28 protein-coding genes and 1 pseudogene are annotated in these 26029 nt (G+C 58.9%); 10 read left to right on the top strand and 19 right to left on the bottom strand.

The features are described from left to right. Positions 1-36 precede the first annotated feature (36 nt). The 7 genes and pseudogenes from AC3EMD_RS11960 to AC3EMD_RS11930 form a co-directional block, all read right to left on the bottom strand. On the bottom strand, positions 37-816 hold the full coding sequence (locus AC3EMD_RS11960; protein WP_008804710.1) for an amino acid ABC transporter ATP-binding protein: 780 nt from the start codon (positions 814-816) through the stop codon (positions 37-39). Next, complete coding sequence (locus AC3EMD_RS11955) at positions 800-1726, bottom strand: amino acid ABC transporter permease (protein ID WP_008804709.1); 927 nt, start codon at positions 1724-1726, stop codon at positions 800-802. The genes AC3EMD_RS11960 and AC3EMD_RS11955 overlap by 17 nt, the downstream gene beginning before the upstream one ends. A gap of 9 nt (positions 1727-1735) precedes the next feature. Further along, on the bottom strand, positions 1736-2245 hold the full coding sequence (locus tag AC3EMD_RS11950) for a GNAT family N-acetyltransferase (protein ID WP_008804708.1): 510 nt from the start codon (positions 2243-2245) through the stop codon (positions 1736-1738). 11 nt (positions 2246-2256) lie between these two features. Continuing rightward, positions 2257-4520, bottom strand: a pseudogene (locus AC3EMD_RS11945) (NtaA/DmoA family FMN-dependent monooxygenase). A 24-nt stretch (positions 4521-4544) separates the two neighbouring features. Continuing rightward, positions 4545-5666 carry a M20 peptidase aminoacylase family protein gene (locus AC3EMD_RS11940; RefSeq protein ID WP_302074103.1) on the bottom strand — a complete coding sequence of 374 codons (1122 nt, stop codon included), beginning with the start codon at positions 5664-5666 and terminating at the stop codon, positions 4545-4547. Beyond that, a complete protein-coding gene (locus AC3EMD_RS11935; protein ID WP_012541571.1) occupies positions 5656-6663 on the bottom strand; it encodes an MsnO8 family LLM class oxidoreductase in 1008 nt (335 codons plus the stop codon). The genes AC3EMD_RS11940 and AC3EMD_RS11935 overlap by 11 nt, the downstream gene beginning before the upstream one ends. Before the next feature lie 91 nt (positions 6664-6754). Continuing rightward, positions 6755-7306, bottom strand: coding sequence for a P-loop NTPase family protein (locus tag AC3EMD_RS11930; protein WP_022065415.1), 552 nt, complete (start codon positions 7304-7306; stop codon positions 6755-6757). A gap of 95 nt (positions 7307-7401) precedes the next feature. Here AC3EMD_RS11930 and AC3EMD_RS11925 point away from each other — a divergent pair, with 95 nt between their 5' ends. Continuing rightward, complete coding sequence (locus tag AC3EMD_RS11925) at positions 7402-8097, top strand: class I SAM-dependent methyltransferase (RefSeq protein WP_012541569.1); 696 nt, start codon at positions 7402-7404, stop codon at positions 8095-8097. Between the two features lie 23 nt (positions 8098-8120). On the opposite strand, the gene dapF is transcribed toward AC3EMD_RS11925, so the two are convergent. Beyond that, positions 8121-8987, bottom strand: coding sequence for a diaminopimelate epimerase (gene dapF / locus AC3EMD_RS11920; protein WP_008804701.1), 867 nt, complete (start codon positions 8985-8987; stop codon positions 8121-8123). Positions 8988-9181: 194 nt separating this feature from the next. Between dapF and AC3EMD_RS11915 the strand changes: the two genes are divergently transcribed. Further along, positions 9182-10069: a LysR family transcriptional regulator gene (locus tag AC3EMD_RS11915; RefSeq protein WP_008804700.1), complete on the top strand. Its 888-nt coding sequence runs from the start codon at positions 9182-9184 to the stop codon at positions 10067-10069. 189 nt (positions 10070-10258) lie between these two features. Then, positions 10259-11713: an L-asparagine permease gene (gene ansP, locus AC3EMD_RS11910; RefSeq protein ID WP_008804699.1), complete on the top strand. Its 1455-nt coding sequence runs from the start codon at positions 10259-10261 to the stop codon at positions 11711-11713. A gap of 50 nt (positions 11714-11763) precedes the next feature. Here ansP and AC3EMD_RS11905 read toward each other — a convergent pair whose 3' ends face one another. Together AC3EMD_RS11905 and yncE are read right to left on the bottom strand one after the other, a co-directional pair. Then, positions 11764-11985, bottom strand: coding sequence for a YgdI/YgdR family lipoprotein (locus AC3EMD_RS11905; protein WP_002906779.1), 222 nt, complete (start codon positions 11983-11985; stop codon positions 11764-11766). Positions 11986-12141: 156 nt separating this feature from the next. Beyond that, positions 12142-13203 (bottom strand): 7-bladed beta-propeller protein YncE, encoded by a 1062-nt coding sequence (gene yncE / locus AC3EMD_RS11900; RefSeq protein WP_302074102.1) that lies wholly within the window; start codon positions 13201-13203, stop codon positions 12142-12144. 259 nt (positions 13204-13462) lie between these two features. Between yncE and pqqU the strand changes: the two genes are divergently transcribed. Then, positions 13463-15568, top strand: coding sequence for a TonB-dependent receptor PqqU (pqqU, locus tag AC3EMD_RS11895; protein WP_302074101.1), 2106 nt, complete (start codon positions 13463-13465; stop codon positions 15566-15568). 72 nt (positions 15569-15640) lie between these two features. Here the strand turns inward: pqqU and AC3EMD_RS11890 are convergent, their stop codons facing one another. Then, positions 15641-15940 (bottom strand): DUF406 domain-containing protein, encoded by a 300-nt coding sequence (locus tag AC3EMD_RS11890; RefSeq protein ID WP_012541568.1) that lies wholly within the window; start codon positions 15938-15940, stop codon positions 15641-15643. Positions 15941-16029: 89 nt separating this feature from the next. Beyond that, positions 16030-16260, bottom strand: coding sequence for a hypothetical protein (locus tag AC3EMD_RS11885; protein ID WP_046620343.1), 231 nt, complete (start codon positions 16258-16260; stop codon positions 16030-16032). On the opposite strand from AC3EMD_RS11885, the gene rihA reads away from it, so the two are divergent. Further along, positions 16222-17157, top strand: coding sequence for a pyrimidine-specific ribonucleoside hydrolase RihA (rihA, locus tag AC3EMD_RS11880; protein ID WP_023322719.1), 936 nt, complete (start codon positions 16222-16224; stop codon positions 17155-17157). The genes AC3EMD_RS11885 and rihA overlap by 39 nt on opposite strands. A gap of 62 nt (positions 17158-17219) precedes the next feature. On the opposite strand, the gene AC3EMD_RS11875 is transcribed toward rihA, so the two are convergent. Both AC3EMD_RS11875 and AC3EMD_RS11870 read right to left on the bottom strand, forming a co-directional pair. Continuing rightward, a complete protein-coding gene (locus AC3EMD_RS11875) occupies positions 17220-18257 on the bottom strand; it encodes an NADP-dependent oxidoreductase (protein ID WP_023340241.1) in 1038 nt (345 codons plus the stop codon). A gap of 65 nt (positions 18258-18322) precedes the next feature. Further along, on the bottom strand, positions 18323-18904 hold the full coding sequence (locus AC3EMD_RS11870; protein WP_008804693.1) for a helix-turn-helix domain-containing protein: 582 nt from the start codon (positions 18902-18904) through the stop codon (positions 18323-18325). Between the two features lie 162 nt (positions 18905-19066). Between AC3EMD_RS11870 and AC3EMD_RS11865 the strand changes: the two genes are divergently transcribed. Then, on the top strand, positions 19067-19585 hold the full coding sequence (locus AC3EMD_RS11865) for a GNAT family N-acetyltransferase (RefSeq protein ID WP_012541564.1): 519 nt from the start codon (positions 19067-19069) through the stop codon (positions 19583-19585). Further along, positions 19582-20031 (top strand): DMT family transporter, encoded by a 450-nt coding sequence (locus AC3EMD_RS11860; RefSeq protein ID WP_008804691.1) that lies wholly within the window; start codon positions 19582-19584, stop codon positions 20029-20031. Before AC3EMD_RS11865 ends, AC3EMD_RS11860 begins: the two co-directional genes overlap by 4 nt. An 8-nt stretch (positions 20032-20039) precedes the next feature. On the opposite strand, the gene AC3EMD_RS11855 is transcribed toward AC3EMD_RS11860, so the two are convergent. Together AC3EMD_RS11855 and AC3EMD_RS11850 are read right to left on the bottom strand one after the other, a co-directional pair. Beyond that, positions 20040-20273 carry a YdcY family protein gene (locus tag AC3EMD_RS11855; RefSeq protein ID WP_008804690.1) on the bottom strand — a complete coding sequence of 78 codons (234 nt, stop codon included), beginning with the start codon at positions 20271-20273 and terminating at the stop codon, positions 20040-20042. 16 nt (positions 20274-20289) lie between these two features. Beyond that, the gene (locus AC3EMD_RS11850; protein ID WP_022064846.1) at positions 20290-21888 is read right to left on the bottom strand and encodes an ABC transporter substrate-binding protein; all 1599 of its coding nucleotides are present in this window, start codon (positions 21886-21888) and stop codon (positions 20290-20292) included. A 269-nt stretch (positions 21889-22157) separates the two neighbouring features. Between AC3EMD_RS11850 and AC3EMD_RS11845 the strand changes: the two genes are divergently transcribed. Next, positions 22158-23591: an aldehyde dehydrogenase gene (locus tag AC3EMD_RS11845; protein ID WP_302074099.1), complete on the top strand. Its 1434-nt coding sequence runs from the start codon at positions 22158-22160 to the stop codon at positions 23589-23591. Between the two features lie 12 nt (positions 23592-23603). Here the strand turns inward: AC3EMD_RS11845 and AC3EMD_RS11840 are convergent, their stop codons facing one another. Together AC3EMD_RS11840 and AC3EMD_RS11835 are read right to left on the bottom strand one after the other, a co-directional pair. After that, positions 23604-24353, bottom strand: coding sequence for an alpha/beta fold hydrolase (locus tag AC3EMD_RS11840; protein WP_008804687.1), 750 nt, complete (start codon positions 24351-24353; stop codon positions 23604-23606). A gap of 87 nt (positions 24354-24440) precedes the next feature. Next, positions 24441-24614 carry a GhoT/OrtT family toxin gene (locus AC3EMD_RS11835; protein WP_008804686.1) on the bottom strand — a complete coding sequence of 58 codons (174 nt, stop codon included), beginning with the start codon at positions 24612-24614 and terminating at the stop codon, positions 24441-24443. 195 nt (positions 24615-24809) lie between these two features. Here AC3EMD_RS11835 and yncL point away from each other — a divergent pair, with 195 nt between their 5' ends. Further along, the gene (gene yncL / locus AC3EMD_RS11830) at positions 24810-24902 is read left to right on the top strand and encodes a stress response membrane protein YncL (protein WP_012968073.1); all 93 of its coding nucleotides are present in this window, start codon (positions 24810-24812) and stop codon (positions 24900-24902) included. Positions 24903-24954: 52 nt separating this feature from the next. Here the strand turns inward: yncL and AC3EMD_RS11825 are convergent, their stop codons facing one another. Next, positions 24955-25206: a hypothetical protein gene (locus tag AC3EMD_RS11825; protein WP_008804685.1), complete on the bottom strand. Its 252-nt coding sequence runs from the start codon at positions 25204-25206 to the stop codon at positions 24955-24957. A gap of 492 nt (positions 25207-25698) precedes the next feature. On the opposite strand from AC3EMD_RS11825, the gene AC3EMD_RS11820 reads away from it, so the two are divergent. Continuing rightward, a complete protein-coding gene (locus tag AC3EMD_RS11820) occupies positions 25699-25821 on the top strand; it encodes a small membrane protein (RefSeq protein ID WP_004175940.1) in 123 nt (40 codons plus the stop codon). Positions 25822-26029 lie beyond the last annotated feature (208 nt).

Below are 26029 nucleotides of genomic sequence, written 5' to 3'. Positions count from 1 at the left end.
CAAAAGCGCTGAGAACAAGGGTCATTAGCGCTCTGTTCATGACGGCAGCACCCTGGATAAAAACTGTCGGGTACGCGGATGCTGCGGATGGTTGAGTACCTCGTCGCTGCTGCCCTGCTCGACGATCCTGCCGTCGACCATAAACACCACCTGGTCGGCCACCTCGCGGGCAAAGCCTACCTCGTGGGTCACCACCACCAGGGTGGTACCGGAGCGCGCCAGCTTCTTGATGACATCCAGTACCTCGCCCACCAGCTCGGGATCCAGCGCCGAGGTGGGCTCATCAAACAGGATCACCCGCGGGTCCAGTGCCAGCGCCCGGGCAATCGCGATACGCTGCTGCTGCCCGCCTGAGAGATGCCGCGACCAGGCGTCGGCTTTATTGCGCAGTCCGACAACGTCCAGCAGTTCATAGGCGCGGGCAATGGCCTCTTTGCGCGTGACCTGCTTGTGGGCGATCGGCGCCTCAATCAGGTTCTCCAGCACCGTCAGGTGCGGAAACAGGTTAAAGTTCTGGAACACGTAGCCGACGTTGATCCGCTGGCGAAGAATTTCCTTTTCTTTCATCTCATACAGCTTGTCGCCTTTGCGGCGATAACCAATATAGTCGCCGTCAATCTGAATAAATCCCTCATCGACACGTTCGAGGTGATTGATGGTGCGCAGCAGCGTCGACTTGCCCGAGCCGGAAGGGCCGAGGATCACCGTCACCGTGCCCGGAGGGATCTCCAGCGACACATCGTCCAGCGCCTTGTGGCGGCCATAGTATTTGCTGACCCCGGTGATAGAGATATGGCCATTATGAGAGCTGGGCATGAACGGCCTCCTGCGGCTGTGGTTGACGTGCGGGTTGATTCAGACGACTGCTGCGGGCGCTGTTTACCGCCGAGCGGCGCTCGCTGCGCGCCAGGGCGCGTTCCACCAGATACTGAATGGCGGAGAGGACGCTGGTGATTGCCAGATACCAGGCGGCGCCAACCATCAACAGCGGGATCACCTCCTGGGTACGGTTGTAGATCATCTGGATGGTGTAGAACAGTTCCGGCATCGCCAGGACGTACACCATCGCCGTTCCCTTGGCCAGACTGATGATCTCGTTGAAGCCGGAAGGCAGGATGGTGCGCAGCGCCTGCGGCAGAATAATGCGCAGCGTGCGTCGCCAGGCGGGAAGCCCCAGCGCGGCGGCGGCTTCATACTGCCCATGGTCGACCCCTAAAAAGCCGCCGCGAATAATCTCCGCGGTATAGGCGCTCTGCACCAGCGTCAGGCCCACCACCGCCGTGGAGAATTGCCCCAGCACGTTAATGGTCTGATAGCTGGCCCAGGTGACGCCGGTAAACGGGATCCCCAGCGACAGGGTGTCGTAGAGATAGGAAAAGTTGTACAGAATAATCAGCACCACAATCAGCGGCAGCGAGCGAAACAGCCAGATATAACCCCAGGCGAGGCTACTGAGCAGCCACGATGAGGATAAGCGGGCCAGCGCCAGCAGGCCGCCGAAGATCACGCTCAGCACCGTGCCGAGCAGGGTCAGGAGCAGGGTTTGTCCCAGCCCCTCGAGGATCACCGGGTCGAAGAACCAGCGGGCGAAGACGCCCCACTCCCAGCGCGGGTTAAAGGCCACCGACTGGATCACCACCGCCAGCACCAGCAGGGCGACCAGGGCCCCGACCACCCGCAGCGGATAGCGCGCCGGCACCACTTTTATTGTTTCAGATGAATGCATCATGCCTCCTCAAGCGCTGTGACTGAAGGCGCTCACCGCCAGCGCTTTAGTGAACCGCAGCCGGCCATCGTACGGCGGCTGACTGTACTCTTCCGGGTCTCGCGTGAGGTCAAACTGCGCCTCATACCCCTGGCTGAGATAGAGCTTTACCGCCTCCGGCTGACGGAAGCCGGTGGTCAGGTAGATATGGCTGTACCCGGCCAGCACCGCCCGCCGTTCCAGCTCCTGGACCACCTTCGCCGCCAGCCCCTGCTGGCGCAGACGGCGGTGCGTCCAGATACGTTTGATCTCCGCGGTGTGGCGATCTTTCGGTTTATAAGCGCCGGTGGCGATAATTTCTCCCTCACGCTCAAGGACGATAAACAGCCCCTGCGGCGGCAAATACCACTCAGTCAACTCCACTTCCGCATCGCGGGAAAAATAGTCGCCGTAGCGGGCGGCATATTCGGCAAACAGCCCGCTAATAATCGGCTGCAGCTCCGGTGCGTCCGGAGAAATATCGCGGAATGCTTCGCTCATCGCGCCTCCTGTCAGTCGCCCAGTCCGGGTGGGTTGATTTCTGATTGCGGAATACTCTCCACCCCTTCGCCCCAGCGGTTAAGCACTTTGGCGTAATCGCCGCTGGCGATAGCGCCGTTCAGCGCCGCCTGGACGGCATTCACCAGCCCGCTGTCTTTTTTCAGCGTCACCGCGATATGCGCCGCTTTCGGCCAGCCGCCATCGACGCTACCCACCAGTTTGGTTTTACCGGTCAGCGCCGCCTTCCACGCGCCTATCACGTTGGGGCCGAAGTAGGCATCGGCGCGCCCGGTCTGCAGGGCCAGCGTCTGAGCGGCGTCATCCTTGGTGTAGACCGGGGTAAACGGCTTCAGCCCCTTCTTGATGTTCTCCGCATTCCACGCCAGCAGGATCGCCTCCTGGTTGGTACCGGAGCCGACGATAATCTTCAGCCCGGCGATGTCCTCCGCCTTGTCAATTTTGTTCAGCGGACTGGTGCTTTTGACGTAGAAGCCCAGCGAATCTTTACGGTAGGTGGCGAAATCGAACTTCTCTTTGCGCTCTTTGGTGACGGTAATATTGCTGATCGCGGCATCATATTTGCCGGAGGTGACCCCCAGCGGCCAGTCTTCCCATGAAGTGGGAACCACGTTTACTTCCAGCCCGAGGCTCTCCGCCACCAGCCGGGCGATATCCGTCTCGCTGCCGAGTAGGGTTTTGTTGTCATCGGCGAAGACCGTCAGCGGTGGCGAGTTCAGGGCTGCCACCGCGACGGTGAATTTCCCCGGCACCGCCAGATGCAGATCTTTCGGCAACAGCGCAATGGCCTGTGGATTTTTCGCTGTGTGAATCGGCGTTTTGTTGGCCTCCAGGCTCACCCCGGTGCCATTGATCTTGACGTCCTGGGCCCACGACGAGGCGCTAAATGCCAACGCGACGGCCAGCAAGAGTGTTGTTTTCTGCATAGCGTGATTCTCTTTTATTATTTTTGGAATTGATTAGCAGGTAGCGCCAGACCCAGACTTTCCCGCAGGGTGGTGCCCGGATAGTCGCGACGGAACAGGCCGCGCGCCTGTAACAGCGGAACCACCTCATCCACAAAGCGCGGGAAGGTTTCCGGCGTGCCGCCCTGAATAATGAAACCGTCCGCCGCGTGCTGTTCGAACCACAATTGCAGGCCATCGGCGACATCGCTGGCGGTGCCGGTAAAGCGCGGACGCGGACTCGCTGCCTCCAGGGCCACCTGGCGCAGGGTTAATCCCCGCTCGCGGGCGTGACGTTTAATCTCGTCGGTGGTGCTGCGGAAGCTGTTTTGTCCGAGGTCGCCAATATCCGGGAACGGTTCATCAAGCGGATACTGCGAAAAATCATGATGTTCGAAATACCGCCCCAGATAATTCAGCGCATCCTCGATGGAGACCAGCGCCGCGGTAGTCTGGTACTGACGTTCCGCATCCTCGGCGTCATCCCCGACGATGACGCTGACGCCCTGGAAGATATGCAGTTGGTCCGGGGTGCGCTGATATGCGCTGAGTTGGCTTTTAACATCCTGATAAAATGCCTGCGCCTCGGCCAGCGATTCCTGATGGGTAAAAATGGCATCGGCGTGGCGTGCGGCTAATTTCTTGCCGTCGTCCGACGCGCCGGCCTGGAAAATAATCGGCCGTCCCTGTGGCGTGCGGGCAATATTTAGCGGCCCGGCCACTTTAAAGAAATCGCCATGGTGATCGAGCGTATGCAGTTTATTTTTATCAAAGAACTGGCCAGTCTCCTTATTGCGCACAAAGGCGTCCTCTTCCCATGAATCCCATAAGCCTTTCACCACCTGCAGATATTCATCGGCAATGCGATAGCGCAGCGCATGATCCGGATGCTGGGCCCGGGAGAAGTTTTTCGCCGACCCTTCCAGCGGCGAAGTGACGACATTCCACCCCGCCCGTCCCTGGCTTAAATGGTCGAGGCTGGCGAACTGGCGGGCGGTAGTAAACGGCTCGCTGTACGAAGTGGATAAGGTCCCCACCAGTCCCAGACGCCGGGTGACCGCGGCCAGCGCGGAAAGTACCGTTAAAGGTTCGAAGCGATTTAAAAAATGGGGAATCGATTTTTCATTGATATATAACCCGTCGGCGACAAAAATAAAATCCAGCTTCCCCTCTTCCGCTTTTAACGCCGTCTGCGTGACAAAGTTAAAATTAATACTGGCGTCCGCCTGCGCCGCCGGATGACGCCAGGCGGACATATTTCCCGATGCGCCATGTAATATCGTTCCCAGACGCAATTGTCGATTTTCAGACATAGTTACCCCTTCCCCTGTCATCCATTAAATATGTTGTAATGCCTGTTCCCCCAGCTGAGCGAAATAGTGTGCTGCGGGTGCAATAAGCCGTTCGTCCGGATTAAATGCCGGATGGTGCAGACCATATTCGCTGGCGCTGCCGATGCTGACGAACGCCCCGGGAATATGCTGAAGATAGACCGCAAAATCTTCGCCACCGAGATGCAGATCGGCGTGATGGGTGCGGTACCCGGCCTGGGCCGCCACGTCGCTGGCGAAGTCGGCCCAGCGGGCGTCATTGACCAGCGCCGTCGGGCCGGCATACCAGAAGACGTCAATCTGTGCGCCAAAGGCGCTGGCGAAACCGGCCGCGATCTCGCTGACCCGGGCCTTGACCCGCTGCTGCACTTCACTGCTGTGAGTGCGCAGTGTTCCTTCCAGCTCGACGCTCTCCGGCAGCACGTTCCAGGTATTGCCTCCCTGGATCCGCGTCACGCTGAGCACCACCGAGTCGAGGGTGTTCACTTCCCGGCTGGCCACGCTCTGCAGCACCGTCACCAGTTGGCTGGCCAGCAGGATCGCATCCTTTCCTTCATGTGGGCGGGCGGCATGCGCCCCCTTCCCGGTCACTTTGAAGACGAAGCGGTCGACGTTGGCGTAGAACGCGCCGCCGCGGGTGGCAAATTCGCCCACCGGCAGGCCGGGCTCATTGTGCATACCAAAGATCGCCGACACGTCCTCCAGCGCCCCGGCGCGGATCAGGGTTTTCGCGCCGCCAAAATTTTCCTCCGCCGGCTGAAACAGGATCCGTACCCGCCCCGGGAGTTCCGCTTCCCGCTCCTTCAGCAGCAGCGCCGCCCCCAGCATCACGCTGGTGTGAATATCATGGCCGCAGGCATGCATCACCCCTTCATTTTGCGAGCGGTAAGGCAGACCGGTCGCCTCCTCGATGGGCAACGCGTCGATGTCCGCCCGCAGGGCAATCACCTTGTCGCCGCTGCCGACTTCGGCGACCAGCCCGGTTTTCAGATCGAAGGGCAGCAGAGTCAGCCCGCCGCTCTGCAGCCAGTCGCGGATCCGCGCGGTGGTGGCTACCTCCTGCAGGGAGAGCTCCGGGTTCTGGTGCAGCTCGCGCCGCCAGCTAATCAGTTGTTGTTCAAAGGACATTCAGCACCTCCTTGCCGTAGTGAGCCTGCGCCAGCAGGCGCAGGGAGTGCAGGCGCGCTGGCCCGTCGCTAATGGGGGTATCAATGATTAATTCATCCAGCTGATCTTCCGCCTGCAGCGCGTCAAGCCGGGCTTTAACCTGTTCGGGAGTACCGGAGATCAGTGAAGATTCGCGGCGGTGGATGCGTGTCGGCCGGCTGCCAGCCTGGCGGGCAAAGGCGACGGCCTGAGCCTCACTGCCGACGGTCACCCGCTGGCCGTTCTCCAGCTCGACGCCCCACACCTCGACCTGCTGCGCCAGCGCGGCGGCGGTGGCCGGATCGTCAGCCACCACCACCTGCACGGCGACGATCGCCTCACGCGGGCTGAGCTCGCGCCAGCGGTTGATCACCGTGCGGCGCAGCGCGCTGTCGCCATTGAGATGGGCCGCAAACACGAAGTTCCAGTCAAGACGGGCGGCCAGTTCCGCACTCTCCAGGCTGGCGCCGAGCAGAAATCCGTCGGCCCGGCGCGGCGGGATCGGCGTGGCGCGCAGGCTCTCCTCTCCCCCTGGCTCAGTCAGTGACAGCCAGTTATCCAGCTGCGCCAGCTGATCGGCAAAGGTCCCTTTCTCCTCCTGATGCAGGCCCTGCTGCAGGGCGCGGGTGGAGAGCGGCAGGCCGCCAGGCGCCTTGCCCACCCCGAGATCGATGCGACCCGGCGCGAGGGCAGCCAGCAGGTTAAAGTTTTCCGCGACTTTATAGGGGCTGTAGTGCTGGAGCATGACGCCGCCGGACCCAAGACGAATGCGCCGGGTGTGGCCCAGCAGCCAGGCGATAACCAGCTCCGGCGAGGGGCTCGCCAGCTGATCGGTATTGTGGTGTTCGGCGACCCAGAAGCGGTGATAGCCCCAGGCTTCGGCGTGTTGCGCCAGCGTTAATGTACGCGCCAGCGCCTGCGCGGCGGTTTCCCCGGCGGCAAGCGGACTTTTATCCAGGATACTGATTCGATAAGACATTTCGCAGGCTCATATGAAAGTACGTGCCTGCATTATTAAAATCTCAGCTAACTATTGAGAAACAATTAATTCACATGTGTACTGCTGAAAATTAGATATGCCCGCCTGGCCGCTGCGCTTCCAGCTCGCGGAGCAGCGCCTCAGCCTGCCGCGGACTGCGCACCCGGACGAAGCGAATATGACGATATTGCGGATCCTGCATATCGGCCAGATAGCGTCGGCGATTCTGCCGCCAGGTTTTCAGCGTCCAGAGGATAATGGATTCCCGGCTGCAGAACGAACGGCGAAAGCTCTCGCGGTTGCCCGTGCCCGGCCACAGCTCCTGATGCCGCCACGCCCGGCTCGTCGCCCGCCACACCGCCTGGCGCAGCGTGCGCCAGAGGCTATAGTCGACCCAGATCACCAGATCCACCTCGCGCCATTTGACGCTGCGGCTGCGATTGTAATTGCCATCCAGCACCCAGCCCGGCGAGGCCGTAGCGGCGGCAATAGCGGCGAAAAACGCCTCATCCGGCGTGCCCTGCCAGTTCGGCCGCCAGTACAGGCGATCGAGCTCGATCCAGGGTAGTCCCAGCCTGTGCGCCAGGCGCCGGGCCAGAGTGGATTTGCCTGAGCCGCTGGTGCCGACCACGTTGATGTTCATCTCTGTTTCTCTCTGGTAGCCAAACGAATACTTATTTCAATGTTAAATGGCGTATATAGTAGTGATGTTTATCAATGATAAAAGGTGTTTTCAGGATGAACCCCTATGAAGCCCGCTACAGACAACTGTTAGCCAACGGAGCCAGCGCCTGGGCGGGTGATGGTTTTGCCAGGGCAAAGATACAACAAGAAAAAACATTTCATTGGCTGGATGCCCATGGCTATTTACCCGCTCCCGGCGCGCCGGTACTTGAACTGGGATGTGGCAATGGTGCCATGGCAGCCCAGTATCTGGCGGAAAGAGGCTATGCCGTATCGGGTGTTGATGTGTCCGAAACGGCGATCCGCTGGGCAGAAGACCGTTTTCAGCAAGCGGGTCTGGACGCCACATTTTTCGTCGGCAACGTCTGTCATCTTTCTCAATGTGAGGATGCCCAGTTTGCCTTAATCATTGATGGCAGCTGTTTACATTGTCTGCTGGAAGATGAGCGTCGCCGTTTTTTCGCCGAGGCGAGAAGATTGCTGAAACCCGCAGGCCGGCTGGTGATCGGCTCTATGTGCGGGCTTCCTCGTTATGCTGAAGACCTCGCCACTTACGATCCTGTCAAGCATCATCTCCTGAAAGAGGGGCAGCCCTGGCGTACGCTTAAACCCCTCCCGGCTTTACTGAATGAGATACAGCAGGCGCAGTTTAGCGTCCTTGCCACCGATGTTAAGCACAATGCCTGGTGGGATCATGCCACCATCGTTTGTTCGGCAAACGGGCCGTCGGCTGATCCTCAGGAGAGTTAATTTCAGGCTGACCGCGCCATCTGTTATGCAGCGCCAGTGAAGATGGCGCTGCCGCCAACAAAGCAGTCTTTATCCAGCGTCAGGCTGGCGATTTTATGCACCGGGCCACGCATACGGACCTGAAAATCCGCGTCGAAGGTGATGTGCAGCTGACCACCAGGCATGTTGACATCCACCCGATCGTCCACCTTCCCTAACCGGCGCATCGCGCTGGCAGCCGCGCAACTGCTGCTCCCGGAGGCCATCGTGAACCCCGCGCCCCGCTCCCAGATACCAATCTTTAGCGTATGGCGATCGATAACTTCCACGAACTGGACATTGGTGCGTTTGGGGAACAAGGAATGGTTTTCGATTTGCGGCCCTAAACGATGAACCTGCGCCAGGTCGAGCTTATCGACGAGGACAACGCAGTGGGGATTGCCCATGGAGACCAGCACGACGGACAGGGTTTCATCCGCCAGCGGCAAAGGATAATTCACCGCCTCAGGCAAATTCACTAAGGCGGGCAGCGCCGCCGGATTGAAATTCGCCCGCCCCATGTCGACGCTAATCTGATGAACATCGCCATGCACAGTGCAATAAACGTCACCGCCCGCCGTGTGTACCAGAAAGGGCTCATGGCCAACACGACCGATATCAAAAAGATAACGCGCATAGATCCGTAGCCCGTTACCGCTTTTCTCCGCTTCGGAGCCGTCCGGATTGATAATACGCAGTGTGGGATTGATCTGATCGCCGCTGTCGATCAGCAGACCATCCGATCCCACGCCATAGTGGCGATGGCACAGCATTTGAATATGCTCGTTGCTCAACTGTTCGGCAACGTCGCGATGGCATACCAGGTAATCATTACCCAGCCCGTGATATTTATGAAAGTGTAAGGGTGTCATTGTGTGGGTTCGCCTGGCGCTGCAGTTTTTTGGACATCTTACATCACATTCACCGTCTTGATGAATTAAACCCTGCGTTGTTAACCGTGGTGGTCATTCTGCTCCACTGCGTCCGGCTATCAGACTGGCGCCTCCCCTCCGTCGGGCTTACACTCTGCGTACCTGTGAGCGGTATTCATCAATCCGGAAAGATTATGCTAAAAGAGAACGTAAACGATCTGCTCTCCTTTATGGTGGTGGCGCGTGAGCGCAGCTTTACCCGCGCAGCGGCCCAGCTCGGCGTGTCACAGTCGGCGCTCAGCCATGCCATGCGCCATCTCGAAGCGCGTCTCGATGTGCGGCTGCTGACCCGCACCACCCGCAGCGTGGTACCGACCGAGGCGGGTGAGCGACTGATACAGCGCCTCGGTCCGCATCTGGAGGAGATGGAGCGGGCGCTGACCGCGCTGCGCGATACGCGCGAACGCCCGGCGGGCAACCTGCGCATCACCGCCGGGGAGCATGCCACCAGCACCGTACTCTGGCCGGCGCTAAAGCCATTTATGCTGCAATATCCGGATATTAACATCGAAATCACTGTTGATAATGGCCTCACGGATATCGTGGATGGCCGGTTTGACGCCGGGGTGCGACTCGGCGAACAGGTGGCGAAAGAGATGATTGCCGTGCGCATTGCCCCGGATATGCGGATGGCGGTAGTGGGTTCGCCAGCCTATCTGCAGCAGGCCGGTACGCCGCAGACGCCCTGGGATCTTGCGCAGCATCGCTGCATCAATCTGCGCCTGCCGACACGAGGTGGACTTTACGCCTGGGAGTTTGCCCGCGACGGTCGGGATATCCAGGTCCGGGTGGAGGGGCAAGTGATCCTCAACAGCCTGCCGCAGCGCATCGATGCGGCGGAGGCGGGCCTCGGTCTGGCCTACGTTCCGGATGACTGCGTGGCGGAGGCCTTAGCCAGTGGCCGGCTGGTGCAAGTGCTGGCGGACTGGACCCCCACCTTCCCCGGCTACCATCTCTACTACCCCAGTCGACGCCAGCATACCAGCGCTTTCACTCTGTTGCTGGAAACTCTGCGACGCTGATCTCATTGATAAATCTGTCAAATGCTATCGGTAAATGTTTTAGGTGCGTAACTATTACGTTACGTGTAGGATTCAGCGCCATGTCTGAGCTTATCTCCTACGTCAGAATGATGAGAAAGCCAGCATAATGTGCCAGCCGTCATCCACTCCGGCTGCAAACATGGGCATTGACAGGAAACTGATACATCAATGAATACGAAACACGACACTGCAGCGGAGCACCATGCTGCGAAACGCCACTGGCTCAACTCACATGAAGCGGGTTATCACAAAGCGATGGGCAACCGTCAGGTACAGATGATCGCCATCGGCGGCGCTATCGGTACCGGTTTGTTCCTCGGTGCCGGGGCACGTTTACAAATGGCAGGGCCAGCGCTCGCCCTGGTCTATCTGGTCTGCGGCATCTTCTCCTTCTTTATTCTTCGCGCCCTCGGCGAACTGGTTCTCCACCGACCCTCGAGCGGCAGCTTCGTCTCCTATGCCAGGGAATTCCTCGGTGAAAAGGCCGCTTACGTGGCCGGCTGGATGTACTTCGTTAACTGGGCCATGACCGGGATCGTCGATATCACCGCCGTGGCGCTGTATATGCACTACTGGGGCGCGTTTGGCGATGTGCCACAGTGGGTCTTCGCCCTTGGCGCGCTGGCAATCGTCGGTACCATGAACATGATCGGCGTAAAATGGTTCGCCGAGATGGAGTTCTGGTTCGCGCTGGTCAAAGTGCTGGCGATCGTTGCGTTCCTCGTGGTCGGCACCATTTTCCTCGGCTCCGGTAAGCCGCTGGACGGCAATGCCACCGGCTTCCATCTGATCACCGATAACGGCGGCTTCTTCCCTCACGGCCTTCTGCCGGCGCTGGTGCTGGTGCAGGGCGTGGTCTTTGCCTTCGCCTCCATTGAACTGGTGGGCACCGCGGCCGGTGAGTGTAAAGATCCGGAGTCGATGGTACCGAAGGCCATCAACAGCGTGATCTGGCGTATCGGCCTGTTCTACGTCGGTTCGGTGGTGCTGCTGGTGCTGCTCCTGCCGTGGACCGCCTACCAGGCAGGACAGAGCCCGTTCGTCACCTTCTTCTCCAAACTGGGCGTACCGTATATCGGCAGCGTAATGAACATCGTGGTGTTAACCGCCGCCCTCTCCAGCCTCAACTCCGGCCTCTACAGCACCGGACGTATCCTGCGCTCCATGTCGATGGGGGGCTCCGCGCCGAAGTTTATGTCGAAGATGAGCCGTCACCACGTCCCTTACGCCGGGATCCTGGCGACGCTGGCGGTGTATGTGGTGGGGGTGTTCCTCAACTATCTGGTGCCGTCGCAGGTGTTTGAGATCGTGCTGAACGTCGCGTCGCTGGGGATCATTGCTTCCTGGGGCTTTATCGTGGTGTGTCAGATGCGTCTGCGCAAAGCGATCAAGGAAGGAAAAGCGGCGAAGGTGAGCTTCAGAATGCCGGGGGCGCCATTCACCTCCTGGCTGACGCTGCTGTTCCTGTTCAGTGTGCTGGTGCTGATGGCCTTCGATTATCCGAACGGCACTTACACCATTGGCTCAATTCCATTACTGGCGGTGCTGCTGGTAGCTGGCTGGTTTGGCGTGCGTAAACGCGTGCATGCGATCCACAGTACGGCGCCGACGCTCAGGAAGTAACTGGCAGGACTCCCGGTTTGCCCGCGACGGACAAACCGGGAGGTCAGGATTTAGTTATCCTCAACCAGCTGCGACACGTCGCTACTGTTAATTTCCCGCTTATTACCAGACTCATCGATATAGCTGGTCATCCCCGTTTCTTTATCCAGCTGCGGCTTGCCGTGGGTGACGATCGTCTGACCGCTTTTGGTGGTCATAACGTAGTTGGACGAACAGCCTGCCAGCAGCGCCAGCATCGCACCGGCGCAAATCACCATAAATGGCTTTTTCATTTTATCTCCACTGATTACCACTGCCCGCGCAAGGCGGGAAAGCGTTAAGTGTATAACCATCTGGTTTATCAGGCCAATACGCGTTTGTAACAGAGGGTGAGGTGCCGGGCGGCATGCGGGGCGCGACCTTGACCGATCGTCGTCGCCCCGGGCATCTTACAGCGCGATGCGGATCACGTCGTCCGGCGCGGTGGCCTCTTTCTCACGGCTGGAAGCCTGTTTCACGCTGACATACAGCGTTTTGCCGTCATCAGAAAGCGCCAGGCTGTTGGGGTGAGTCGGCGTTTTAAAGGTCTTCACGATCTTGTAGCGCTTGCCATCGATAACGCTGACTTCCCCGGCCTTACGGTGCGTCACATAGGCTTCATTACGCGTCGGGTTAAACAGCACCGCCAGCGATTCCGGCGCGGCGATTTTCTCCAGCACCTTACCATCGCGGGTATCGACCACCAGCACTTCCGGCTGCTTGCTGTCGGTAATAAAGGCGCGGTGACCGGCGGTATCAAGGCTCAGGTTTAAGTAGAAGTGTGCTTTGCCATCGTCCTGCAATTTCTTGCGCGAAACAATGGTATTGCTCTCGCTGTCGATGGTCAGCAGTTCGCCGTCGGCATTGGTGGTATAGAGGCGTTTCGCCTGCGGATCGATCGCCAGACCCGTCGCCATTGCCCCGGTGCCGGTAATAGTGGTTTTCAGCTTCAGGGTCGCGCCATCTACCACCCAAATCACGCTCTCTTTGCCCAGACCGGTAATGTAGACCGTGTTGGTCTGCTCATTGACCGCCAGCTCGCGCGGTTGCAGTGGGCGTACGGTTTCACTGCGCTGACGCTCGTCCAGCACCAGACGCCCTTTCACGGCGCCGGTTTTGGCGTCAATGGCGGTGACGGTGCTGTCGACGGTATTGCCAAACCACAGCGTGCCGGTGGCATGGTTGATAGCAGCGCCGAACGGCTTCAGATCGTTGTGAATAATCTGCGTCACGTCCAGGGTGGTGGGGTCAAGACGATAAACAATACCGCCCTTGTCCAGTGAGCGACTCTGCGACGTGGCGACCCATAACGCGTTCTCCTGCTGGCTGTAGGCCATTTCGTAGGCCCCTTTTCCGACGGCCTTACGCAGCATCTCATCCGCAGCGTGGGCGCTAAAGCTACCTGCCAGCAGCAGAGAGGTGAATAACAGTGAATGGCGCATACGCGGCGCGGCAAAATGACGTAGTGACATGACGACTCCCTTTGATAAACCAGTATGTGCTGACCCGACATCGCTTCCGGCGGTAAAGTCCTGGCTTTACCCTTATTTTTGAATGCGAATAGTAATCATTATTTATATCAAAGTGGAGCGCTAATTGTTGTTGTTCGGTAAATTCATCAGCAAGAAGCACTATCCGTTAACCAACGGCGGTTAATAATTTTCAAATGTTTTACAAACGGGGTAACATATCTACATATGTTCCATTTGGTTCGTCTCCCGAGTACTATCGATGAAAATCCTGTCCGTGCGTCACGCCGCCCTGCCGGCGCTGCTGCTACCGCTGATTGCCGCGGCCCAGACCGCTGATGAACAAACCATGGTGGTGACCGCCGCGCCAACCACTGTTTCTGAACTGGATACCCCCGCCGCCGTCAGCGTGGTCAATGGGGATGAAATGCGCCAGGCCGCCCCGCGCGTCAATCTCTCTGAATCACTGGGCGCCGTACCGGGCCTGCAGGTGCAGAACCGGCAAAACTATGCCCAGGATCTGCAACTGTCGATTCGCGGGTTTGGCTCTCGCTCCACCTATGGCGTGCGCGGGCTACGCATCTATGTCGATGGTATTCCGGCGACCATGCCAGACGGCCAGGGGCAGACCTCGAATATCGATATTGGCAGCGTCGACACCATTGAGGTGCTGCGCGGCCCCTTCTCTGCCCTGTACGGTAACTCGTCCGGCGGGGTGATCAACGTCACCAGCCAGACCGGCACCCAGCCGCCCACCGTGGAAGCCAGCAGCTACTATGGCAGCTTCGGTACCTGGCACTACGGGATGAAGGCCACTGGCGCCGTTGGCGACGGCAGCCATGCAGGCGATGTGGATTACACGGTCTCGACCAACCGCTTCACCACTCATGGCAATCGCGATCACAGCGGCGCACGCAAAAATCTGGCGAACGCCCGACTGGGGGTGCGCATCAACGATGTCAGTAAGCTGACGCTGCTGCTGAACAGCGTGGATATCAAAGCCAATGACGCCGGCGGCTTAACCGCCGACGAATGGCGCGATAACCCGCGCCAGTCGCCGCGCGGCGACCAGTATAATACCCGCAAGAATACCCGGCAGACCCAGGCCGGCCTGCGCTACGAGCGCCAGCTGAGCGCCCAGGACGATCTCAGCGTCATGATGTACGCCGGTGAACGTGAAACCACGCAGTTCCAGTCGATCCCGCGCGCGCCGCAGCTGAAACCGAGCCATGCCGGCGGGGTGATCGACCTCACCCGTCACTACCAGGGAATCGATACCCGCCTGACCCATCGCGGAGAGCTGCTTGTGCCCGTCACCCTGACCGCCGGTCTCGATTACGAGAACATGAGCGAGCGCCGTAAAGGGTATGAAAACTTTGTGATGGTCAACGGTGCGCCGCAGTATGGCGAACAGGGTGCGCTGCGCCGTAACGAACGCAACCTGATGTGGAACGTCGACCCCTACCTGCAGACCCAGTGGCAGTTAACGGACAAACTCTCGCTCGATGCCGGGGTTCGCTACAGCTCAGTATGGTTCGACTCGAATGACTACTACATCACCCCAGGCAATGGCGATGACAGCGGTGATGCCAGCTATCACAAGTGGCTGCCCGCAGGCTCGCTGAAGTATGCTCTGACCGACGCGTGGAACGTCTACCTCTCCGCTGGCCGCGGCTTCGAGACGCCGACCATTAACGAACTGTCATACCGCTCCGATAACCAGAGCGGCCTTAATTTCGGCCTGAAGCCCTCCACCAATGACACAGTGGAGATCGGCAGTAAGACGCGGCTCGGCAATGGGCTGCTCACCGCCGCCCTGTTCCAGACCAATACCGATAATGAGATCGTAGTCGACAGCAGCAGCGGCGGGCGCACCAGCTATAAAAACGCCGGCAAGACCCGTCGTCAGGGGATGGAGCTGGGGCTGGATCAGCAGTTTGGCGAGAGCTGGCGTCTGAAGGCGGCCTGGACCTGGCTGGACGCGACCTATCGCACCAACGTCTGCGACGACGCCAGCTGCAACGGCAACCGCATTCCGGGGATCGCGCGCAATATGGGCTACGCCTCCTTTGGCTATCAGCCGGAGCAGGGCTGGTACGCCGGCAGCGATATTCGCTACATGAGCGACATCATGGCCAATGACGAAAACACGGCTAAAGCGCCTTCCTGGACGGTGGTTGGCCTGACGACCGGCTATAAATGGAGCTACGGCAGGATGGACATGGATCTGTTCGGCCGCGTCGACAATCTGTTCGACCGGGAGTACGTCGGGTCCGTTATCGTAAACGAGTCCAACGGGCGCTACTACGAGCCTGCTCCCGGACGCAACTACGGCATCGGCCTGAACCTCGCCTGGCGCTTCGAATAACACGCCCCTTCCCCGCCGGCGGTGATTGGCGGGGAAGGCTTAACGATGTGGCGTTTTCCCCACGGACGCGGGTTAAAGCAGATTTCGCAGGGATAACTCGAAAATGATCTTTTCCGCCTGGCAGGAGAAAGCGATGGAGAGGTCGAGTTTCACCGCGTCGCCAACGGCGGCGATGGTGTAATCGACCTGCGGCGGTTCACTGGCCGGCGCCGCGGCGGCAGCACGTTCGCGCACGGCGGCTACGGTGGATTCCGCTTCTTCGCGGCTCGGGAACATTTTCTCAGCCCGGTAGACGCAGTCCTCGTTATCAATGATGGTACCGACATCAATGGCGCAGCCTTTGGTGCTGCATTTATCTACTACATCTTTCATCGTAATAACCTCTCGAGTTTTCTTAAGGATAAGAATCCGCTCACCGAAAAGCAAACCATTAATATCCGTAAGGATTAGCAATTTTTCTATTATATCGCGCCGCGGCGGGCGCCAGCTTGCGCCATCGCAAGGTGAGGCAATATGACTGCCGACGATCGCCTGACGATACGCGATGCCATCGCAGCAATCGTGGCCTCCATCACACTATTCTGCACACCATCTCGTCTGCCTCGCCTCACAGCGTTAGTCTGGTCACAGAACAACGCCAACAAGGAGCTGCTATGGCACTGCCGATGATGATTGATTGCGATCCGGGACATGATGACGCGATCGCCCTGGTCCTCGCCCTCGCCTCTCCGGAGCTGGAGGTGAAAGCCGTCACCGCTTCCGCGGGCAACCAGACCCCGGAGAAGACCCTGCGCAACGTGCTGCGTATGCTGACGCTGCTGAACCGGCCGGATATCCCGGTGGCCGGCGGCGCGTGGAAGCCGTTGATGCGCGATCTGATCATCGCCGATAACGTGCACGGCGAGAGCGGACTGGATGGCCCGAGCCTGCCGGAACCAACCTTTGCCCCGCAGAACTGCACCGCCGTCGAGCTGATGGCCAGGGTGCTGCGGGAAAGCCAGGAGCCGGTGACTCTGGTGGCCACCGGGCCGCAGACTAACGTGGCGTTGCTGCTCGCCAGCCACCCGGAGCTGCACGCGAAAATCGCCCGCATCGTGATCATGGGGGGCGCAATGGGGCTGGGCAACTGGCAGCCGGCGGCGGAGTTTAATATTTTCGTCGATCCGCAGGCCGCGGAAATGGTCTTTCAGTCCGGGATCCCGGTGGTGATGGCGGGCCTTGACGTCACCCATAAGGCGCAAATCCTTCCTGCCGATATCGAGCGATTCCGCCAGATTGGCAATCCGGTGTCGTCCATTGTCGCCGAGCTGCTCGACTTCTTTATGGCCTACCACAAGGATGAAAAGTGGGGCTTCGACGGCGCGCCGCTGCACGATCCCTGCACCATCGCCTGGCTCCTCAAGCCGGAGATCTTTACCACTATCGAACGCTGGGTCGGCGTGGAAACGGAAGGAAAATATACCCAGGGGATGACGGTGGTCGATTACTACCATCTGACCGGCAATCGGCCCAATACTACCCTGATGCTGGATGTCGACCGTGAAGCCTTTGTCGATCTGCTGGCCCAGCGGTTAGCTTTTTACGCCTGACACGCCTCCCATGCCCCTTTTCCCTCACGGGAAAAGGGGCAGAGTAAGTCGGATCCGCCGGACTAGTCGTCCGCCGCGACGCGGATCACCACCTTACCGAAGTTCTCACCTTTTAACAGGCCGATCAGCGCCTGCGGCGCCTGATCCAGACCGTCGATCAGCTGTTCGCGATATTTAATTTTCCCCTCTTGCACCCAGCGCCCCATCTGCTGCTGGAATTCCGCGATCCGATGCCCGTAATCCTGGCCGATAATAAAGCCCTGCATCCGGATGCGCTTCTTGAGGATGGTCGCCATCAGCAGCGGCAGACGATCCGGTCCGTCTGGCAAACCGGTGGCGTTATAGCCGCTTACCAGCCCGCAGACCGGTACCCGCGCTGCGGTATTCAGCAGCGGCAGCACCGCGTCAAAAACCTTGCCGCCGACGTTTTCGTAGTAAACGTCAATGCCCTGCGGGCAGGCCTGGGCCAGCTGTTCGGCAAAATCATCCGCACGATGGTCAAGGCAGACATCAAAGCCTAACGTCTCAACCGCATACCGACACTTCTCCGCGCCGCCAGCGATGCCGACGGTGCGGCAGCCCTTAATTTTGCCGATCTGTCCGACCGTGGCGCCAACCGGCCCGGTCGCCGCAGCGACCACCAGCGTTTCGCCCGCCTTCGGCTGGCCGATGTCCAGCAATCCCATGTAGGCGGTGAAGCCCGGCATCCCCAGAACTCCCAGCGACCATGACGGGTGTTGCGGGTCGTCACCCAGCTTCACCAGTCCGTTGCCGTCGGAGAGTTCATAATCCTGCCAGCCGCTGTAGCCCAGCACCCAGTCGCCGGGTTGATAATCGGCATGATTTGAGCTGACCACGCGACTCACGGTCCCTCCCACCATCACCGCGCCAATGGCCACCGGTGGCGAATAAGAAGGCGCGTCGCTCATGCGCCCGCGCATATAGGGATCGAGCGATAAAAAAACGGTACGCAGCAGAACCTGCCCCGGCCCCGGCGTCGGCACCTCGCTCTCTTCCAGGCGGAAATTCTCTGCCGTCGGTTCACCATGGGGGCGGGAAGCCAGTACCCAGCGGCGATGGCGTTGCGGTTGATCTGTCATAGCAAACTCCTCTTGTTAGCAGACAGTACTGAGGCTAGCTGCTTTATGCGCAACGTGCTTTACCATTAAGAGCCGGATGGCGATTGATTAAGGCGAACCACCAGATAGACGCAGGTCTCCGCGGATTCATTGATAAAGCGACAATCGTTGGGCGGGCCAAGCTCCAGACAATCCCCCTTCTGCATCTCATGACGGGTAGTCCCTTCGACAAACACCAGCTCGCCCTGCTGCAGCCAGATCAGCTGGCGGGCGAGCGCATAGGAAGAGGCCGGCATGGGCACATCGCTGCCGGGCGGCAGCTCAATCTGCACCAGATCTATCGGCAGATCGCTGCGCGGCGAGACGTGGCGGCGGAGATAGTGGCTTTGCGGGTCGTGCCACACCGGCTGGCTGGCAAAGCGCAGCAGCTTACCCTCCTGCATTTCCGCCCGAGCGATCAGCGTCGACATACTGATGCCGAAGGCGCCGGAAAGACGGCCCAGCATCGAGGCCGTCGGGCTGCTTTCGCCGCGCTCGATTTTATGGATCATCGCCCGCGAGGCGCCGGCCCGTTCGGCGAGGTCGTTCAGCGACCAACCGCGGGACTCACGCTCGATGCGGATGCGCGCACTGATGCGCTGATTGAGGTTGTCTTCTATAGTATTCATAACGTAATACTATAGTGTGCACCCACCCATTACACAACTGCTCGTCGGGTCGCGTGCTTACCGGGTCATCCGTAAAAATTATGCGGAAAACGGATGACAGCGCGATGTTCATTATTGTAATAATATCGTACTACTATAGTGTACAAAAAACTGAGGTTTGCTATGTCCATCCGCCCTGCCATTAAAGACGACTGTGCAGCGATCGCCGAGATCTATAACCACGCCGTCGTGCATACCGCCGCCATCTGGAATGATAAAACCGTGGATACCGACAACCGTATCGCGTGGTTTGAAGCCCGCCAGCTGGCCGGCTTTCCGGTGCTGGTGAACGAGGAAAACGGCGTCATCACCGGCTATTCCTCGTTTGGCGACTGGCGCGCGTTTGACGGTTTCCGCCACACCGTGGAGCATTCGGTGTACGTTCACCCCGATCATCAGGGGAAAGGGCTGGGTCGCAAACTGCTGGTTGCGCTGATCGCCGAAGCGCGTCGGCTGAATAAACATGTGATGGTCGCCGGTATTGAATCGCAGAACCACGCTTCGCTGCATCTGCATGAAACGCTGGGCTTTATCACCACCGGGCAGATGCCGCAGGTAGGAACCAAATTTGGTCGCTGGCTGGATCTCACCTTTATGCAGCTGCAGCTGGATGAGCGTCAGGACCCGGACGGCAAGGCATGAATGCGTCGCTCACCCTCGCCTGTCTGGTTGCCGCCGGCGTTGGTCTCGTGGTGCAGAATACCCTGATGGTGCGCATCACCCAGTCGGCGTCGACGATCCTTATCGCCATGCTGCTCAATTCGCTGGTGGGGATCGTTATTTTCGTGACGATGTTACTGCTGCGCCAGGGCGTCGCCGGCTTTCAGGAGCTGGCCCTGAGCGTGAAGTGGTGGACGCTGATCCCCGGCCTGCTGGGGTCCTTTTTCGTCTTCGCCAGCATCAGCGGCTATCAGACCGTGGGCGCGGCCACCACCATTGCGGTACTGGTCGCCAGCCAGCTGGTTGGCGGGTTGATCATGGATTTAGTTCGCGCCCACGGCGTGCCGGTGCGGGCGCTGATTGGGCCGGTATGCGGCGCGGTGATGCTGGTGGTGGGCGCCTGGCTGGTGGCCAGGCGCCAGTTCTGAGCGCATCTTCAGAGGATCGCGCCGCCTTTCGTCAGCTGCTCGCGGCGTGCGTCCTGCTCTTCCTGATGCTGTCGCCCATGGTGGGCGATGGCAGTGCGCAGGCGCTGCTGCTGGGTATAGCGTTCCTCACGGCTGAGTTGTGGATCATCGCTCAGGGCGATCAGCAGCTCATTCATATGAGTGATAACGCCCTCGGCAAGGGTGTCATCGACTTTGACGATAACCTCATCCAGATGTGCCATCCGGTTCTCCTTTCGCTTAATTCAGCTTCGCTTTGGAAAAATCGCTCCCCATCATGCTCACGCGGTAGCCGCTGACGTTGCTACGGGTGGCATAGAAGGTCTTGCCGGTCGCCAGGGTGATCCACGGCGCCTGCTGGTAGAAGATCTCTTGCGCCTGTTCATAGAGTTTGGCACGTGCCTGCGGATCGCTCACCAGCAGCGCTTTCTTCACCAGCGCGTCATAGGACTTATCGCACCAGCGAGCGGCGTTGGAGCCGGTCTGGATATTATCACAGCTGAGCAGCGTACCGGCAAAGTTGTCCGGGTCGCCGTTGTCCGACATCCAGCCATACAGGGCGCTGTCGTGCTCCCCTTTGCGCATACCGGCAAGGTATTCGCCCCATTCGTAGCTGACAATCTTCGCTTTGACGCCCACTTTAGCCCAGTCGTTTTGGATCATTTCGGCGATCCGCTTCGAGTTCGGGTTGTACGGACGCTGGACCGGCATCGACCACAGGGTTACTTCCGCTCCTTGCTCCAGACCCGCCTGCTTGAGCAGCGCTTTGGCTTTCTGCGGATCGTAATCATAGTCCGGGAGATCTTTCTTATACCCGAGCATCGTCGACGGGATCGGTGATTTCGCCACGCTGCCGGAATCGAGGAATACCGCCTTGACGATCGCCTGCTTGTCGGTGGCATAGTTTAATGCCTGGCGCACCAGCACATTATCAAACGGTTTTTTCTCCGTGTTGAACGCCAGATAGCCGACATTCAGCGCCTCAACCGCATGCAGCGCCAGATCTTTATTGCCCTTAATCACCGGGAACTGAACCGGCGAAGGCGCAGGAATAATCTGGCACTCGTTGGTCTGCAGTTTCGCCAGACGGGTCTCGACGTTCGGCGTAATGGAGAAGATCAGGTGCTTAGTCGGCACCTCGCCTTCCCAGTAGTGGGGATTGGCGATATAGCGGATTTGGGAATCCACTTTATACTGCTGCAGGGCATACGGCCCGGTACCGACAGGCCAGTTATCAACATTCTCCGGCGTCCCTTTCTTCAGCATCGCCTCGCCATACTCCGCCGACAGAATAGAGGCGAAGTCCATGCCCCAGTCGGCAAGAAACGCCGCGTTCGGCTCGTTAAGCACGAACTGGACGTGATAGTCATCGACCTTTTTCACCGACTTAATCAACTTATCGAGGCCCACGTCGTGGAAGTACTCATAGTTCCCCTGCGACACTTTGTGATAGGGATGCTGAGGATCCATCTGGCGCAGCACGGAAAACAGGACGTCGTCGGCGTTAAAATCGCGGGTTGGTTTGAAGAATTTGTTGCTGTTGAACTTCACCCCCTGACGCAGAGTAAAGGTCCAGGTTTTGCCATCCTCAGAGACGTGCCACTCGGTGGCCAGCGACGGGATCGGCGTGTTCTTCACCGGGTCAAAGGTGACCAGGCGGTTATACAGCACCTGCGAGCTGGCGACGAACGACGGGCCGGAACTGGCGATTTGCGGATTAAAGGACTCCGGAGAGGCTTCTGAGCAGTAGACTAGTGTGTCATTGCCTGCGGCCCAGGCGGCGCCGGCCGGCAGCAGTGCGCTCAGCAGCAGCGCCAGCGTGGTTTTCCCTGTAGACATGGTTATAAGTCCTGATTATTGATTATAAGAACCGTAATATCAGCACAGGCGCCCGCCCCCGGCAAATAATCAATGGCTATCACCTTATGCAAATCACGCTGAAATCGCTGGTTTAATCGGCGTAGCGCTGTTTTTTACGCCAGCAAGTGTCGGGATGTTGTGAGCCACACATAATTCCTGCAAAAAAATGTGCGATAACCGCCCTGCTCACGCTCACTGTCAGTAGTGCCCGGTACACTGGGGGAACCGCAGAACAAGAGGTTTCCACCATGACAATCACCTGCAATCTGTACATTGACGGCCAGTGGCACGATGCCGAAGGCCGCCGCACCTTTACCCGACGCCACCCGGCCCACGACGACGTCGCCTCGGTGGCCGCGGCCGCCAGTCTCGCCGACGGCAAACGCTGCGTCGAAGCCGCGGCCAAAGCCTTCCCGCTGTGGCGTGATACCTCTCCGGCGGAACGACGCCGTTTACTGCTCGACGCGGCGGAACATATGCTGTTGCGGGAGGCTAAATTTATCGCCGCCATGGCGGCGGAGACCGGCGCGACCGCGCACTGGGCCGGCTTTAACGTTCATCTGGCGGCCGATATCCTGCGCGAAGCGGCGGCGCTGACCACCCAAATTGAAGGGCAAATTATTCCCTCCAACGTGCCGGGCAACCTGGCGATGGGCGTCCGCCAGGGGGCGGGGGTGGTACTGGGCATGGCGCCGTGGAACGCACCGCTGATTCTGGCTACCCGGGCGCTGGCAACGCCGCTGGCCTGCGGCAACGCAGTGATCCTCAAGGGCGCGGAGCTGTCGCCGGCCACTCAGGGACTGATTATCGACGCCCTTGACGCGGCGGGCTTCCCACCGGGGGTGGTGAACTATCTTACCTGTGCGCCTGAAGATGCGCCGGCGCTGGTGGAATCGCTGATCGCCCACCCGGCGGTGCGGCGCGTTAACTTTACCGGATCCACGCCGGTGGGGCGGATTATCGCCCGCACCTGCGGGCAATATCTTAAACCAGCGGTGCTGGAGCTCGGCGGTAAAGCGCCGCTGCTGGTGCTGGACGATGCTGATATCGAGCAAGCGGCGGCGGGCGCGGTTTTTGGCGCCTTCGCCAACGCCGGCCAGATCTGCATGTCCACCGAGCGCATTATTGTCGACAACGCCGTAGCAGAGGTGTTTATCCCGCTGCTGGCCAGGCGCGCCGCCGCCCTGCCCGCCAGCCTGACGGGGCCGGTGGTTGATATGAACACCATCATCCGCTGCAACGCCTTAATCGACGATGCGTTAGCCAAAGGCGCTCGCCTGCTAACCGGTGGTAAAGCCTGCGATACCCACATGGCGCCGACCTTGCTGGACGGCGTGACCCGCGAGATGCGGCTGTGGAACGAAGAGTCCTTCGGCCCGGTAAAAGCGATTATTCGGGTTAAGAATGAAGAAGAGGCGCTGACGGTAGCCAACGACAGTGAATACGGTCTTTCCGCTGCGGTCTACAGCCGCGACAGCGCCAGAGCGTGGAACGTGGCGCAACGTCTGCAAACGGGCATTTGCCATATCAATGGCCCAACGGTGCATGATGAAGCGCAAATGCCGTTTGGCGGCTGCAAAGCCTCGGGCTATGGCCGCTTTGGGGGGCGGGCCGGCATCGCGGAATTCACCGAGCTGCGCTGGATAACACTCCAGACCCAGCCCCGCGAACTCCCTTTCTGAGCCGGTATTCTTTTAACCCTGGCTGGCGATGATCTGCGCCAGCCCTTGCGGATTCTCCCACGCCATCGAGTGCCCCCCGCGGGGCACAATCCCGACCGGGATCCCTTGCGCCTCAGCCAGGTCAATATCGGCATAAGGCAGGGAGAGCTCACCGACGATGAGCCTTTTTTGACAGTGCAGCTGGCAGAGCTGAGTAAACCAGGGGGTATCGCTGCCACGCATCAGGCTGCTGGCGGCCCGCCAGACGGCCCAGGGCGCGCTGTTTTGCAAACAGCCAGCCCATGGCGAGCGCTCCTCAGCCAGCATTCTGGCATAGCCTTCGGCAATAAAGGCCGCCTCTGTCTGCGCCGCAATGCGCCTGCTGTACTCACCGCCGCCGGCAAACAGATTGGGTTCAGAGACCAGCAGCGTGGTCACGCGCTCGCCCAGCAGCCCCGCCGCTTCGATGGCGATGCTTCCTCCCATGCTATGACCGAACAGCGCGAAGCGCTGCAGGCGCAGATGGTTAAGTAGCTGCTCCACGACCCGTGCCTGAATATGTATGTTGTAACTAAAGTCGTGCGGTTTATCGCTGTAGCCGAAGCCTGGCAGATCGATGAGTATTTTACGCCGTCCGTTCAGCGCAGGATCGCTGGCGACGCGGGGATAATCGTAGGATGACGCGCAGCCGAGACCGTGGATAAACACCACCGGGAGGCCATCTCCCGGAAGATCGAGCCAACGCAGCGTGGCGCCTGCGACGGAAGAAAAGAAACCGTTCACCTGTATGCCTCCATGATAAAATTACTGGTTTTTTATACAGTAACCTTACCCTTTCCGCCACCCTTTTCTGCCGTCCGGCATCTGGGGTTAAAACAGCGAGACGAGCAGCGCCATCGGGAAGCTGAACGGCCAGGTGGCGCCGATCAACAGGGCCGCCAGCAGGCGGATCACCCGGCTCTCTTTGGTCAAAAACCAGCTAATCACGGCGCATATCACGCCCATAATGGCGTAAAACACCAGCATTTTTTGATATAACGTCATTCTTACTCTTCCTTCCCTGAGGGGCGTTCCATGGTGGGATGATTATCTGCCATGACGTCGTGATTCAGAGATACCTGTATAACAAATTCTGAAACGGGCTGAATATTGAGAATAAAGCCTGATTCGTCTTAATCCGATAGCGCAACCGCAGGCGCCGTACTATACCTTTATGGACTTACTCATTAAGGTGGCGTTATGGATGTCTCCAGCAAAACCGTCATTCTGATTAATGTCTGCGCCGCGTGCGTACTTATCAGCCTGCTCTCCGTGAGATTTGGCTGGTTTTAATGATTTTACTCAGCAACGAAACCTAAAAAAGCAGCCCCCAGGGGCTGCTTTTTTACGCGCGAACACGGGCGATATTATAAAGGTTATAAGCGACAGGTGCTGCCTGGCCTGCCGCAATAACCTTATTAAGCTCCGGGTTATAGTGCGGCAGAAAATTCATCTGTTCGCTATCCCATTCGGCGGCAGCGCAGACGGCCTGCCCCACTCCCGCGTTCTCACAGCCCTGAATGCGTTTTGCCGGGGCGTTACCATAGCTCAGCGTCACAGCGCCGATAGCCAGCAGAATAAAAGCCAAAATTTTCACAACGACATCAACGTTAAAACCTAATATGCGCTAAATGATCGCATGAGCAGCGACGGAAAGTCAAACCCGGGAGCACCCGCAACCCGCCTGCAGCCCGCATTTTGGCCGGACTCACGGAATATTTAATATTCAGAACAAATATCATGCAATAACAGCAAATATTAAATCCTTATTTATAGTCGTGAAATAATTTCGGTTCAGGGCAATTCCATTGGTCTGATAAAGATAATATGTCCCCGTTCTCAGGGGGAAAAGATTGTCGCCGCATTCACCAAAAATGCGATATTCCGCGCAGGGCCTCCATCTTAATACGATAAAAGGCCGCTACAAGCCGTTGTTACATAACCCCTTCATTGTGGATCTCGCGGTTAATCGCCAAAAATAGCGCTAAATGACAACAAATATCATTTGCCTTCCATTCAGATAATACTTACATTCATAACTATTAGTAATGTTTTGGCGCCAGGGCGCTTTTTATATTTCGAGGTGGATATGTCCGGAATCATCACGCTGGTCATCGCGCTGATCCTGCTGGTCGCGGCGGTGTATAATCTTATTTCCTATATTCGTGACCGTCGTAGCGCCAGTTTACCGAGCAAAAAAACCAAGCGCTGAATGGCGGCCAGACGATGCGTTTCCTGATGGTCATTCGGTCTTCATCCCGCGATGCGGCGGGCATAAAAAAGCCCCTGCCAACAGGCAGAGGCCAGTATACGGTCGCGAACCGCGACGCTGTCGCCTCACCCGCCGGGCGCGACGCGCCCAGGGTGACTGGCGGACCCCATCCGGCGCTTATCTCCGGCACTCACATTGGCTTAGCTCT

Source organism: Klebsiella sp. PK18, from assembly GCF_057784655.1.
This window is presented reverse-complemented; position numbering and strand designations above follow the sequence as displayed.

Excerpts from the sequence above, each read along its gene's own strand:
- yncL (WP_012968073.1), top strand. The coding sequence starts at position 24,810 with ATGGATGTCTCCAGCAAAACCGTCATTCTGATTAATGTCTGCGCCGCG.
- AC3EMD_RS11885 (WP_046620343.1), bottom strand. The coding sequence starts at position 16,260 with ATGTCCCGGATCGCAATCAATCATCATCGGCAGTGCCATAGCAGCTCC.
- dapF (WP_008804701.1), bottom strand. The coding sequence starts at position 8,987 with ATGACACCCTTACACTTTCATAAATATCACGGGCTGGGTAATGATTAC.
- AC3EMD_RS11835 (WP_008804686.1), bottom strand. The coding sequence starts at position 24,614 with ATGACGTTATATCAAAAAATGCTGGTGTTTTACGCCATTATGGGCGTG.
- AC3EMD_RS11955 (WP_008804709.1), bottom strand. The coding sequence starts at position 1,726 with ATGCATTCATCTGAAACAATAAAAGTGGTGCCGGCGCGCTATCCGCTG.
- AC3EMD_RS11855 (WP_008804690.1), bottom strand. The coding sequence starts at position 20,273 with ATGGCACATCTGGATGAGGTTATCGTCAAAGTCGATGACACCCTTGCC.
- AC3EMD_RS11935 (WP_012541571.1), bottom strand. The coding sequence starts at position 6,663 with ATGTCTTATCGAATCAGTATCCTGGATAAAAGTCCGCTTGCCGCCGGG.
- AC3EMD_RS11860 (WP_008804691.1), top strand. The coding sequence starts at position 19,582 with ATGAATGCGTCGCTCACCCTCGCCTGTCTGGTTGCCGCCGGCGTTGGT.
- AC3EMD_RS11875 (WP_023340241.1), bottom strand. The coding sequence starts at position 18,257 with ATGACAGATCAACCGCAACGCCATCGCCGCTGGGTACTGGCTTCCCGC.
- AC3EMD_RS11865 (WP_012541564.1), top strand. The coding sequence starts at position 19,067 with ATGTCCATCCGCCCTGCCATTAAAGACGACTGTGCAGCGATCGCCGAG.
- AC3EMD_RS11925 (WP_012541569.1), top strand. The coding sequence starts at position 7,402 with ATGAACCCCTATGAAGCCCGCTACAGACAACTGTTAGCCAACGGAGCC.
- AC3EMD_RS11930 (WP_022065415.1), bottom strand. The coding sequence starts at position 7,306 with ATGAACATCAACGTGGTCGGCACCAGCGGCTCAGGCAAATCCACTCTG.
- rihA (WP_023322719.1), top strand. The coding sequence starts at position 16,222 with ATGGCACTGCCGATGATGATTGATTGCGATCCGGGACATGATGACGCG.
- AC3EMD_RS11820 (WP_004175940.1), top strand. The coding sequence starts at position 25,699 with ATGTCCGGAATCATCACGCTGGTCATCGCGCTGATCCTGCTGGTCGCG.
- AC3EMD_RS11950 (WP_008804708.1), bottom strand. The coding sequence starts at position 2,245 with ATGAGCGAAGCATTCCGCGATATTTCTCCGGACGCACCGGAGCTGCAG.
- AC3EMD_RS11905 (WP_002906779.1), bottom strand. The coding sequence starts at position 11,985 with ATGAAAAAGCCATTTATGGTGATTTGCGCCGGTGCGATGCTGGCGCTG.
- yncE (WP_302074102.1), bottom strand. The coding sequence starts at position 13,203 with ATGTCACTACGTCATTTTGCCGCGCCGCGTATGCGCCATTCACTGTTA.
- AC3EMD_RS11850 (WP_022064846.1), bottom strand. The coding sequence starts at position 21,888 with ATGTCTACAGGGAAAACCACGCTGGCGCTGCTGCTGAGCGCACTGCTG.
- AC3EMD_RS11940 (WP_302074103.1), bottom strand. The coding sequence starts at position 5,666 with ATGTCCTTTGAACAACAACTGATTAGCTGGCGGCGCGAGCTGCACCAG.
- ansP (WP_008804699.1), top strand. The coding sequence starts at position 10,259 with ATGAATACGAAACACGACACTGCAGCGGAGCACCATGCTGCGAAACGC.
- AC3EMD_RS11960 (WP_008804710.1), bottom strand. The coding sequence starts at position 816 with ATGCCCAGCTCTCATAATGGCCATATCTCTATCACCGGGGTCAGCAAA.
- AC3EMD_RS11890 (WP_012541568.1), bottom strand. The coding sequence starts at position 15,940 with ATGAAAGATGTAGTAGATAAATGCAGCACCAAAGGCTGCGCCATTGAT.
- AC3EMD_RS11870 (WP_008804693.1), bottom strand. The coding sequence starts at position 18,904 with ATGAATACTATAGAAGACAACCTCAATCAGCGCATCAGTGCGCGCATC.
- AC3EMD_RS11915 (WP_008804700.1), top strand. The coding sequence starts at position 9,182 with ATGCTAAAAGAGAACGTAAACGATCTGCTCTCCTTTATGGTGGTGGCG.
- pqqU (WP_302074101.1), top strand. The coding sequence starts at position 13,463 with ATGAAAATCCTGTCCGTGCGTCACGCCGCCCTGCCGGCGCTGCTGCTA.
- AC3EMD_RS11845 (WP_302074099.1), top strand. The coding sequence starts at position 22,158 with ATGACAATCACCTGCAATCTGTACATTGACGGCCAGTGGCACGATGCC.